Here is an 11,964-nt window from a genome sequence, read left to right as displayed (position 1 = left end):
CGTTAGTCCTCCTTTCCAACTTTTTATTTTGCTTTAATAGCAGTTTTAATTTGAACTAATGATTTTTTTGCACCAGGAACATTACCTTTTACTAAAAGTAAGTTCTTTTCTGCGTCTACTTTAACGATTTCCAAGTTTTGGATAGTGATTTGATCTCCACCCATACGACCTGGAAGAAGTTTATTTTTGAAAACACGGTTAGGTGCTACAGGACCCATTGAACCAGGGCGACGGTGGTAACGAGAACCGTGAGCCATTGGCCCGCGAGCTTGTCCGTGGCGTTTAATAACACCTTGGAACCCTTTACCTTTCGATACGCCTGTCACGTCCACGACGTCACCTTCTGCGAATACATCTACTTTGATTTCTGAACCAATTTCATACTCGTCTAAGTTTACATCGCGGAATTCGCGAATGAAGCGCTTAGGAGTAGTATTGGCTTTTGCTACATGACCTTTTTCGGGTTTGTTCGCTAAAACTTCACGTTTGTTTTCGAAGCCGATTTGAACCGCTTCGTAACCGTCAGTTTCAACTGTTTTCTTTTGAAGTACAACGTTATCCGCTGCTTCGATTACTGTAACTGGAATAAGTTCCCCGTTTTCAGTGAAAACTTGAGTCATCCCTACTTTTCTACCTAAGATTCCTTTGGTCATGAGTCACACCTCCTGTTAATTGTTATTTTTGCGGGCATTTCGCCCAATTTATTAAAGTTTGATTTCGATATCTACACCACTCGGCAGATCCAAACGCATCAAGCTGTCAACCGTTTGTGGTGTTGGGTTAACGATGTCGATTAAACGTTTGTGCGTACGCATTTCGAATTGTTCGCGCGAATCTTTATATTTATGGACCGCACGTAAAACCGTATAAACAGATTTTTCTGTTGGAAGCGGAATCGGACCAGACACAGAAGCGCCAGAACGTTTCGCAGTTTCAACGATTTTTTCAGCTGATTGATCTAAAATACGATGATCATAAGCTTTTAAACGAATACGAATTTTTTGTTTTGCCATTATTTTCCCTCCTTCTCGCCTATTTTTAAAATAGACATTCTCCATGGAAATTACCTGAGTACCCGCCATGGCAAAGCGGCCGGGTGTGTCAGCAACCTTCCACTTCATCACATCTACAACCTCGCCAAATAGGGGGTTGTGGGCACAAAAGGGCAGACGAGTGCCTATCCATTTGCACTTTATCTATTATACACGGGTTACCCTTACGAATCAACCGTTTTTTGAAAAAGTTTCAGATTCGATTAGGGAATTTCATTTTTGAAATTCTAACGTAAAATAAACGTTATATATTATAGAAGAAAAAAAACTAGTATTTATTTTTCTTTAGGAAAACAGACTACCCACTTGTCTTTACTACACTGATAAAAAGCAAAAAGATCAAAACTCAATTCTTTCGACAGCAAAAAACTGCGCCAACCCTTTTATTCACCGGTTAGTCGCAGTCCAAATATTGTCTTATATTTGTGTACTCATTCATCTTTTCATTGTTTTACCGGAACCAATCCTCAATTTTAACTACTAGGTCATCATAAGTCATATTGGAAGTGACAGCATAAAGCGCTAGCAAGAAAACAATAATAGCAGCTATAAATCGAAACGGTCGAAAATACATCGTTTCTCCTTGGCGTCTAACTCGAATTAAGCCAAAAACAACATGAATTGCATAAATTCCAGATAAAATTAAAACTAAATATGTAACAATTTGTGGACTCACCTTACTTATCCTCCTAGGTTTATAAACTCGACAAAGGGCTTTCTTGCCAAACAGCCGCTTCCTTCTTTTCTCCCAAAAGGTCATTAGTCGTTAGAATAACATCTACGTCATTAGCACCGAAACAAAAACTACGTCCCGCAAGAAATGAAACCGCATATTCCTTCCAATCTTTAAAATCTTCTTTTCTAACTAGCGGAGCAACTCGTTCTTTAATGATTTCCCAAGCCTCTCGCTCTTCCAAATAGCCAAGATGATGACATACTCGAGCCAAAAATGCTGCTCTTTCAAAATCCCAAGCTATAACAGTTGTACAGTTTCTAAAATATTCAACTGTAAATTCACTTCCGAATGTTTTGATATCTTCTTCCAGTTCTTTCCAATCCGCATTTTTCTCAGCAGAAGTCCCTTTAAATCCCCCAGCTCGAAAATTTTCAAATTCAGTTTGATATTCCGCTACATGCCCTTGCTCTAAAAGCCAATCAATCATTTGAAGCGCCGTTGCTCTATCCACAATCCCCCATCCCGCTTCTATTATCTGAGCCATATATTTAGGTTTCCCGCGCATTTTAAACACTAGGCTAGACGCAGAATTCACATCTACAAGAACAGCACCTAGACCCAAATAGACTTGCTCCTCCGGACTCACTCGATTTTCTTCTATAAACTTCAATCTCTTTTTCCGACCAAACAATGAAAACTCCTCCTTTTCTTCTTATCATTTTTAATGAATAGGAACTATTCACATTCATTATTTTAACATCCGCCTCCTATGCTTAAACCAGGGATTTAAACGTAATTTAATTCCCGCTATCTACTTTTTGTCCATTTTTTGTCTGTTTTTTGTTTATTATACAAACCTAAAACACTGCAGAAAAGTTTTTTAATAAGCAGGATTTTGTTGTAAAACCTATTGTTCCATGAGCGAATCCACCATTATTTTACAAGTACTATTTTTTTTACTTAACCTATAGCATTTTGTGTTGTTATAATTTGAGTCATGAGCATACGGTCAACAAAAAGAACCAAGCACCCTTAGCTATAGGTAGCACAATTTGAGTAAAACGCGCCAAAACAAATCCCGCCCGAAAACAAGTTCTTGACTTGTTTTCGGGCGGGGATAGTTTAATTAATAACCTCGTAAATAGATAAGTGAAGCTGTCAGTAGCACAATTACAATTAAAGCGATTAAGTCGATCCAACGCCAGTGCAGCAATCTAAATTTTGTACGACCTTCTCCGCCATCGTAACCACGGACTTCCATTGCATCCGCCAAATCTTCCGCTCGATTGAACGAACTGACGAATAGCGGAATAAAGATTGGTACGACTACTTTCATTTGCTCAAACAAATTCCCTTCTCCAAACTCGACACCTCGCGCTCGTTGGGCTTTCATGATTTTATCCGTCTCTTCCATGAGTGTTGGAATAAAGCGAAGCGCAACGGTGATCATTAAAGCAATATCTGCGACCGGAACCTTGAGATACTTAAGTGGGCGTAGTAAGTATTCAATGGCATCGGTCAAATCCATCGGCGTTGTTGTGAGTGTAATGACTGTAGATAGGATGATGATGAGTGTAAAACGGATGAATACGTAGATACCATTTATGACTCCGAAAGATGAAATCGTGAAAGGACCGAACTCAAAATAAATGATTCCGCCACTTGTAAATAGCATTTGCAAGATCACCGTGAACAAAATCAACCAAAGCAGCGGCCGCACGCCTTTGATGAATACTTTAACTTTAATCCCTGTTAGGAAGATTACGCCGAAAGTGAAAGCAATCATCAAAGCATGGGCGTATGGGTTATTGGCTAAAAATAAGATGGCAATGAAGTAGAATCCGCCAAGCAATTTCGTGCGGGCATCCAACGCATGTATCCAAGACTCTCCTGGAACAAAGCGGCCAAATATGAGCTTATCAATCATCCAAATTGCCTTCCTTCCATTTAAAATAGATATTTAATGAGAATACTGATCGCAAGTAACACGGCAAGCGATGCATTGATGAGCACAAAGTTTTTGATGGCTACAACGAAAGTTTTTGACTTCACTTGCTCTTGATTGAATTTTTTAAGATTACGGTATACAAGCGGGATCACAAGTAAAACGAGAAGCATAATCGGACTTAAGTAACGCAAAATGACTGCAGCGACCACGGCGGCAAAAGAGGCGTAATAAAGCGTATTGAAAAGTAGTACCCCCATTTTCCTGCCAATATAATATGGTAGCGTGTAGCGGTGATTACGAATATCTTCGTCAAGGTCACAAAGATTATTTGCTAGCATGATATTCGCGATGGTGAAGATGCACGGCAGCGATACGACACCAATTTCAATGATTCGTAGCAGATTGAAACGGATGTCAATCCATTCCCCTTGCCACAATAAGTTAGCGACTCCTGCATCATACGCACTCATGTAAATTGCCAAAAAGAAAATCCCAAATCCCATTGTTACGCCTGAAAACACTTCGCCAAGCGGCATGCGCGATAATGGAACTGGTCCAAATGTATATAAAATGCCAATACAAAAACATGCAAAGCCAATCAAAAGTACCAATAAATCTGTTCGAACTACAAGCCATACACCAAGAGCCGTAGCTATGAGAAACATCGTAAAAATCAATAAAATGACGTTTTTTTTGCGGGATGTTCATTTTCCCAATCACATTACTTTCCACTCGAAAATCGTAATCGTGATTGTCCGTTGCTTTTCGGTAGTCCATATAATTGTTGATAGCTGTTGTTGTTAAATCAAAAATCAGCATTGCAACAAAGAAAATAAGTGTATTTCCAAGGTTAATCGTTTGTAGTTTGTAAAAGACAAACAATGTACCAAGAACAAATGGGTAGACACTTGCAATTTTTGTTCTGATTTCCACCAGCTCTAAAAATGCCTTGATAGACACTGGGTTCCCTCCCCTTTAACTCCTTAAAATGTATCTTTTTATTCAACGTTTACACTATAACTTAAAAGCCGCTAAAATGCTATCCCTTCCAAATGAAAAAACCCCTAGAGTTAGGCGTCTAACTCTAGGGGTTTTTGTTAATTCCAACTCGGAAAGAATCTTATTCTTCTACTTTGTTGTAAACTTTGATTGTACTTGTGTTCCCGTTTTGTGCCGCATTGATAAGTTGTGCAGCGTAAATCTTGAATTGATCGGAAGAATGAGTAGCTCCAGAAACTGTATCCACTTCTCCTGCTTCTTGCTTGTCAACTAAAGATTCATTAAGTGCTGGGATATATTCTTTTGGACCAGTGCCAGCTTTTTCTTTCATTGTTTTTTCATAGTCAGCATCGTCCGTTTTCTTTTGACCATCTTTATTTACATAGTTGTAATCAGATTCAGAGATTTTACCATCTTTAACAGTCATCGAGAACACTGTGCGGTAGCCGTTCGAGTAGTTTTGTTCTTCTAATTTGTAAGTTCCGTCTTGCATTTTTTCACCGTTATTGATCTTGATTGTTGTTGTGTCACCACGTTGTGCTGCTTGGATCAATTGGTTTGCATAGTTGATAAATGTATCAGAAGAATGCGTAGCACCAGAAACAACTTCTACTGCTCCAGCCGCTTGGTTTTTCACAAGAGAATCGTTAAGTTCTTTCAAGTATTCTTTCGGACCAGTACCAGCTTTAGCTTTCATTGCTTTTTCGTAGTCTGCATCTTCAGATTTTAACTTGCCATCTTTATTTTTATAGTCATAGTTTGCGTCTGTAATTTTGCCATCTTTTACTTTGATAGACATAAAGCCTTTCCAGCCTTTATCATCATAGTTTTGTTCTTCTAGTTTGTATGTTCCATCAGTCATTGTTCCGTCTGTTTTAGCATCTGCGGATTTTTTTTTGTTCTTGTTTTGTATCGCTACCTGATTTCTTGTCAGAAGAACTATTATCATTCCCACAAGCTACTAACAACATGCTTGATGCTACTACAGCAGTAAGCCCCATCGCAACTTTTTTCAATTCCATAATTCGCTCCCACCTTAACTAATAAAGTTTGTGATAACGCGAGCAAGAAAACCTAATTTGAAAGCGTCTATCACGATTACATTCAAATCATACCATCACGACAGGACTTTGTCTATACACAACAAAATAATCTAATTTATAGAATTTTATAAAAAATAAACTAAATGAAGGGAGAAAGCTCTTGTTTCTTGCAAAATTTGATAAATAGCAAACAAAACAGTCATTATACCTACTTACTTCAAGGTATTTACACCCATAAAAAATGAGTTGTTTCCAATAAAGCACTATTTTTTTTACTTTTGTAGTTTTTTACTCAAAACGGTCTAGACAAGGGTCTATAGAATCTGTTACACTATGTTAGGTTATTATTATACTTTTTACTTTGCACTAATTTATTTGTTTGTGAATAAAATAACAAGGAGTTGAGAACGCATATGCCTGAAAAAAATATTGTTCTGATAGGGGCAGGGTATGCAGGGGTACACGCAGCAAAGAAGCTTGCGAAAAAGTACAAAAGAGATCAAGATGTGAAAATCACTTTGATCGACCGTCATTCATATCATACAATGATGACGGAACTTCATGAAGTCGCTGGTGGGCGCGTTGAACCGACAGCTATTCAATATGATTTGCGTCGTTTGTTCAATCGCACAAAAGTAAATCTGGTGACGGATAATGTCACAAACGTAGATCACGACAAAAAGGTTGTAACAACTGAACATGGAAGCTATCCCTATGACTATCTTGTACTTGGTATGGGTGGAGAGCCGAATGACTTCGGTACGCCGGGCGTACAAGAAAACGGATTCACGCTTTGGTCTTGGGAAGATGCTGTTCGTTTGAGAAAACACATTGAGGCGACCGTTACAAAAGCTAGCCGCGAACAAGACGTTGAAAAGCGTAAAGCCATGCTACGCTTCGTTGTCTGTGGTTCTGGTTTTACTGGAATTGAAATGGTTGGCGAATTGCTTGAATGGAAAGATCGTCTTGCAAAAGATAACAAAATCGACAAAGCTGAAATTGAATTGATCGTCGTTGAAGCGGCTCCAACAATTCTAAACATGTTAGAACGCCGCGATGCCGACAAAGCTGAAAAATACATGGTGAAAAAAGGTATTAAAATCCTTAAAAGCGCTGCAATTGTTGAAGTCAAACCTGAAAGCATTGTCTTAAAATCTGGTGAAGAACTTCCGACACACACGTTAATTTGGACTGCTGGTGTCCGTGCAAATTCAGATACAAAAGATTATGGAATGGAATCAGCACGTGCTGGTCGTCTTAAAGTCAACCAATATATGGAAGCTGAAAAATACGAAAACACTTATGTTATCGGGGACTTAGCTTACTTTGAGGAAGAAGAAGGCAAACCAACTCCACAAATCGTTGAAGCGGCCGAACAAACTGGGATGACTGCTGCCAAAAGCATCATTGCTGAAATTAGTGGCGGAGACAAAACACCTTTCCAAGGGAAATATCACGGTGTTATGGTTTCGATTGGTGCTAAGTACGGGGTTGCAAACCTTTCTGGGATGCATCTTTCTGGCTGGTTTGCGATCTTTATGAAACACATCGTTAACTTGTACTACTTCTTCGGAATCCGAAGCGGTTACTACATGTGGCAATATATTATGCACGAATTCTTCCATATCAAAGACCATCGCAACATTTTCCGCGGCTGGACTTCTCGTTACGGAAATGTTATTTGGAGCTTACCACTACGTGTTTATCTAGGTTGGTTCTGGATTGATGAAGCACTTGCGAAGATTTACGGTGAAGGGACTTGGGATAAAGTCAGTCTGACAAATCTTAAGCCGATGTTCCAAGGGCTTGGACCTGATTCTTGGTTAACTGCAACGACTTCGAAAATGCCATTTGACTGGTTGCAAGCTGCTGCTACATCTGGCGCGAGCCAAGCTGCTGGTGATGCTGCCGGTGATGCTGCTCAAAATGTGACAACACCTATTTTAAGTCACATGTGGGGCTGGTTTGAATGGATCATGAAAATCGTAATGCCAAATCAAGATGTGGCTGTTTTCATGCAAAAGGTTGTTCCTTTCATTGAACTTGCCATTGGTCTTGCGCTTGTAGTTGGACTATTCACTTGGCTTGCAAGCGTTGGAAGCATGGGCTTCCTAGTAATGTTTACACTGAGCGCTATGCTTGGATGGGACAAATTCTGGGCTCTTCCTGCTTCGTTCGCAATGCTAAATGGTGCTGGTCGCACATTTGGTTTAGATTATTGGGTTGTTCCTTGGTTCCAAAAACACCTTGGCAACTTCTGGTACGGTAAACCTCGTGCTGTTTACCGGGATTCAGACAGGAAATAACGGATAACTTTGAACAAGGAGCGAAGTCCCATTTGTGGATTTCGCTCCTCTTATTTTCAATCAGTTTATTTATACATTCAGAAGAAAAACGGTATATTTTTTCACTTAAATCCTATACAATAAAAGGGATAGGAAAATGATCGGAGGGGGAAAGTAAGTGAAGCCATATTTAAAAATGATTCGTCGCTTCGATATCATTCTTGTCGTTTTGCTAACATTGCTTTCTTTTTTGCCTCTAGCTATTTTCTCTTATGTTAAAGCGAATGAACCGAAAACCACAGAAAATCAAGGGTTGACTGCCGTTATTACGGTAGATGGCAAAGAATATAAAAAAGTTGCTTTAACTGGACACACCGGTACAGAATCCTTCACTATTACACAAGATGATGGCGATTCCAATACGATTGAAGTGAAAGATGAACAAATTCGAATCTCTAAAGCTACATGTGGTGACCAAGTTTGCGTTCGAACAGGTGCCATTACAAAACGCGGTGAAACGATTGTTTGTCTCCCACATAAACTCGTTATCGAAGTGAAGGCAACTGATGGCGGTTCAAACAACAACGATGACGACGATATGATTATTTCTTCTTGATTCTTCAGGAAGAAAAAAGGAAAGTGAAATTTTATGACGAAAAATAAACGTCTAGTTTATATCGCTCTGCTCGCGGCGCAAGCTGTGGTGATTAGCTTATTAGAACGAGCTATCCCCTTCCCCTTTGCATTCGCACCTGGAGCAAAACTTGGGCTCGCTAATATCATTACCTGCATCTCGCTTTATACGCTCTCGACTAAAGATACTTTTATGATCATCATCATCCGCCTTGTCCTCTCGACTTTACTTGGCGGAACTATTTCTACATTTTTGTACAGCGCAGCCGGTGCTTTACTAAGTTTTATCGGAATGTGGGCAGTACAAAAATTAGGACCTAAAAATGTTAGTATCATTGGCGTCAGCACAACCGGGGGAATTCTGCATAACGTTGGTCAACTAGTTGTAGCAAGCTGGATCGCGGGTTCTTGGAGCGTAATGCTTTATCTACCCGTCCTTTCCTTTATCGGTATTCTTTCAGGGATCGCAGTAGGAATCGCAGCTAATTATTTACTGAAAAACGTTGAAACCCTACGTGTGTTTTTTAACGCCAAACAAGAACAGCGCACACTCGAATAAATAGAAAAAAGGAGTTTCGCTATGCAACTTCATTCCATGTGGGAACATTATCCTGAACTAAAAACTGATCTTGCTGATGTGCTTCAAACCATTGAAGAAAATATTCAAATTCGCGATAAACGTGTTGAAGAAAACATTAAAATGTTGATTCACGCTGGCGGCAAGTTACTTCGGCCGGCATTTGCCTTACTTTCGGCGAACCTTGGTCCGGATTACGACCGAGATCGTGCCATATCTGTTGCAGCAGCGCTTGAAGTCCTACATATGGCGACGCTGATTCACGATGACGTTGTGGATGAATCTTCTATCAGACGAGGTAAACCAACGATCAATTCGAAATACGGAAATCACTATGCGGTCTATACTGGTGACTATTTATTCACCATTTGTTTTAAGATTTTGTCCAAGCATTCGGATTCGATTTCGAACATTGAATTCAGCAGTAAAAACATCGAGAAAATTTTGATGGGTGAGCTTGATCAAATGCGCACGCGTTACGATTTAAATGTGTCTGTAAAGTCCTACCTCGCACGCATTTCAGGGAAAACGGCGCAGCTGTTTGCCTTGAGTTGCTATTCTGGCGCAGTCTCTAGCAAAACTCCTCGTGCACTTGCCATTAAAGCTTGGAATATCGGGCATTATCTCGGCATGGCGTTTCAAATCATTGACGATGTGCTTGATTACACGAGTACGGATGACGGGCTCGGAAAACCGGTGTTAAACGATGTCCTCCAAGGGGTTTACTCGCTTCCGCTCATCTATGCGATGCGTGGCCATAAGCGAGATTTTGAACCTCTTCTTAGCAAGAAAGAGGAGATGACAGACGCGGATCTCCGCGAGCTAACGACGCTTATCAACCGCTATCAGGGTACGGCGCAAGCATTTGAACTTGCAGGAAAATACACGAAGAAAGCCCAAAAAGAAATCGCTAAGCTGCCGAAAGGTGCTTACCGTGACCAGCTTTCGGCTCTTACAAATGAAATTTTAACCCGCCAAATTTAGGCGTGACAAAAAAGGAACTTGGCAGTTGCCAAGTTCCTTTTTTGTCATTCTTTCATTTCCTTCAAACGCTTGAAACGTGCAGCAAGCATCGGATGCGCGTCTACTTTTTTCACACCGTTCGCTTTCGCAGCAAAACTTGCAAAATTAAGTCCTGCTCCGAATAGTTGTAAGGCCGCATTCCCAAGATCCCCTGCTTTTAGCGCTTTTATGCCGTCATCTAGAAAATGATTACTTTCATCCAGATGGCAATCCGGTAGATATTTCTCTCCTTTTGCATAGAGTTCAATATTCAAAAGCACCTGACTTGCCGTTTCTTGCGAAATATCTGCATCTAATGCAAGTAGCATATCATTAATGGGTTCGACTAGCTGAGCATATCCACCACCAAACTCCGCACATTTTGCTTTTATTTGTAATCTTCTTTCTTTTGCTGCCATTCTTTATCCCTACCTTTCCTTTTCCATATCAAGCATACGCCTATCAGGGTCAGAAAAACAACAAAAAAAAGCCGGGAAGCATAAATGCTTCACCGACTTTTATAGAACAAATAAATTTATTATTTGTCGATTTTAGCTACAACGCCAGCGCCTACTGTACGTCCACCTTCACGGATTGAGAATTTAGTACCATCTTCAATCGCGATTGGAGCGATAAGTTCAACTGTAATTGTAATGTTGTCTCCAGGCATAACCATTTCAGTACCTGCTGGAAGTTCAACAACACCAGTTACGTCAGTTGTACGGAAGTAGAATTGTGGGCGGTAGTTTGTGAAGAATGGAGTATGACGTCCACCTTCTTCTTTAGTTAAAACATAAACTTCAGCTTCGAATTTAGTGTGTGGAGTGATCGATCCTGGTTGAGCAAGAACTTGTCCACGTTCGATATCTTCACGAGCAACCCCACGAAGAAGCGCACCAATGTTATCTCCAGCTTCTGCATAGTCAAGAAGCTTACGGAACATTTCTACACCAGTAACAGTTGATTTAGCAGTATCTTTGATACCGATGATTTCAACTTCGTCACCAACTTTGATTTGTCCACGTTCAACACGTCCAGTTGCAACAGTACCACGACCAGTGATCGAGAATACGTCTTCGACTGGCATCATGAATGGTTTGTCATGATCACGTTCTGGAGTTGGAATGTAAGAATCAACAGCGTCCATTAATTCATGGATTTTGCCTTCCCATTCAGCGTCTCCTTCAAGAGCTTTAAGTGCAGAACCTTTGATTACAGGAATGTCGTCGCCAGGGAAGTCATATTCGCTTAGAAGTTCACGAACTTCCATTTCAACTAGTTCAAGTAGTTCTTCGTCGTCAACCATGTCGCATTTGTTTAGGAATACAACGATGTAAGGAACACCTACTTGACGAGAAAGAAGAATGTGTTCACGAGTTTGTGGCATTGGGCCATCAGCAGCAGATACTACTAGGATAGCTCCGTCCATTTGTGCAGCACCAGTGATCATGTTTTTAACATAGTCAGCGTGTCCTGGGCAGTCAACGTGTGCATAGTGACGGTTAGCAGTTTCATACTCTACGTGTGCAGTAGAGATAGTGATACCACGTTCACGTTCTTCTGGTGCACCATCGATTTGGTCATAAGCAGATGCTTGTGCCATTCCGTCTTTAGATAGAACTGTAGTGATAGCTGCAGTTAGTGTAGTTTTACCATGGTCGACGTGTCCAATTGTTCCAACGTTTACATGGGGTTTTGAGCGGTCAAATTTTTCTTTTGCCATTTTAATAAAATCCTCCTTAATGTTTA

General features: G+C 40.3%; 11 protein-coding genes and 2 pseudogenes. 4 read left to right on the top strand and 9 right to left on the bottom strand.

Translation table 11 applies throughout. The features are described 5' to 3' along the window. Positions 1-23: 23 nt before the first annotated feature. The 7 genes and pseudogenes from rplC to pplA all read right to left on the bottom strand — a co-directional run bounded on the left by rplC (position 24) and on the right by pplA (position 5,697). A complete protein-coding gene (rplC, locus tag MAQA_RS07765; RefSeq protein WP_036072838.1) occupies positions 24-653 on the bottom strand; it encodes a 50S ribosomal protein L3 in 630 nt (209 codons plus the stop codon). Between the two features lie 51 nt (positions 654-704). Beyond that, a complete protein-coding gene (gene rpsJ, locus MAQA_RS07760; protein WP_007474836.1) occupies positions 705-1,013 on the bottom strand; it encodes a 30S ribosomal protein S10 in 309 nt (102 codons plus the stop codon). Positions 1,014-1,503: 490 nt separating this feature from the next. Beyond that, positions 1,504-1,728 carry a hypothetical protein gene (locus tag MAQA_RS07755; RefSeq protein WP_036072833.1) on the bottom strand — a complete coding sequence of 75 codons (225 nt, stop codon included), beginning with the start codon at positions 1,726-1,728 and terminating at the stop codon, positions 1,504-1,506. Between the two features lie 19 nt (positions 1,729-1,747). Then, positions 1,748-2,419, bottom strand: coding sequence for a DUF1266 domain-containing protein (locus MAQA_RS13760; RefSeq protein WP_052008538.1), 672 nt, complete (start codon positions 2,417-2,419; stop codon positions 1,748-1,750). Between the two features lie 435 nt (positions 2,420-2,854). Beyond that, positions 2,855-3,655, bottom strand: a complete 801-nt coding sequence (gene fmnA, locus MAQA_RS07745; protein ID WP_036072824.1) for an FAD export ECF transporter transmembrane subunit FmnA — start codon at positions 3,653-3,655, stop codon at positions 2,855-2,857. 20 nt (positions 3,656-3,675) lie between these two features. After that, a pseudogene (gene menA / locus MAQA_RS07740) lies at positions 3,676-4,636 on the bottom strand (1,4-dihydroxy-2-naphthoate polyprenyltransferase). A 160-nt stretch (positions 4,637-4,796) separates the two neighbouring features. Beyond that, positions 4,797-5,697, bottom strand: a pseudogene (pplA, locus tag MAQA_RS07735) (extracellular electron transfer flavoprotein PplA). Positions 5,698-6,131: 434 nt separating this feature from the next. On the opposite strand from pplA, the gene MAQA_RS07730 reads away from it, so the two are divergent. The 4 genes from MAQA_RS07730 to MAQA_RS07715 all read left to right on the top strand — a co-directional run bounded on the left by MAQA_RS07730 (position 6,132) and on the right by MAQA_RS07715 (position 10,197). Then, on the top strand, positions 6,132-8,024 hold the full coding sequence (locus MAQA_RS07730; protein ID WP_036072822.1) for an FAD-dependent oxidoreductase: 1,893 nt from the start codon (positions 6,132-6,134) through the stop codon (positions 8,022-8,024). A gap of 157 nt (positions 8,025-8,181) precedes the next feature. Then, positions 8,182-8,619 (top strand): NusG domain II-containing protein, encoded by a 438-nt coding sequence (locus MAQA_RS07725; protein ID WP_036072821.1) that lies wholly within the window; start codon positions 8,182-8,184, stop codon positions 8,617-8,619. A 33-nt stretch (positions 8,620-8,652) separates the two neighbouring features. After that, positions 8,653-9,195, top strand: coding sequence for a flavinylation system FAD exporter subunit EetB (gene eetB, locus MAQA_RS07720; RefSeq protein ID WP_036072818.1), 543 nt, complete (start codon positions 8,653-8,655; stop codon positions 9,193-9,195). 21 nt (positions 9,196-9,216) lie between these two features. Then, positions 9,217-10,197, top strand: a complete 981-nt coding sequence (locus MAQA_RS07715; RefSeq protein ID WP_036072816.1) for a polyprenyl synthetase family protein — start codon at positions 9,217-9,219, stop codon at positions 10,195-10,197. Positions 10,198-10,241: 44 nt separating this feature from the next. Here MAQA_RS07715 and MAQA_RS07710 read toward each other — a convergent pair whose 3' ends face one another. After that, entirely contained in the window at positions 10,242-10,634 is a 393-nt protein-coding gene (locus MAQA_RS07710; RefSeq protein ID WP_036072815.1) for a hypothetical protein, read from the bottom strand. A 119-nt stretch (positions 10,635-10,753) separates the two neighbouring features. After that, the gene (gene tuf, locus MAQA_RS07705; RefSeq protein WP_036072813.1) at positions 10,754-11,938 is read right to left on the bottom strand and encodes an elongation factor Tu; all 1,185 of its coding nucleotides are present in this window, start codon (positions 11,936-11,938) and stop codon (positions 10,754-10,756) included. Positions 11,939-11,964: the final 26 nt, after the last annotated feature.

This window comes from Listeria aquatica FSL S10-1188 (assembly GCF_000525795.1).
GTDB lineage: Bacteria > Bacillota > Bacilli > Lactobacillales > Listeriaceae > Listeria > Listeria aquatica.
The sequence above is the reverse complement of the archived record's forward strand: the minus strand, read 5'-3'. Positions and strand labels throughout refer to the sequence as shown.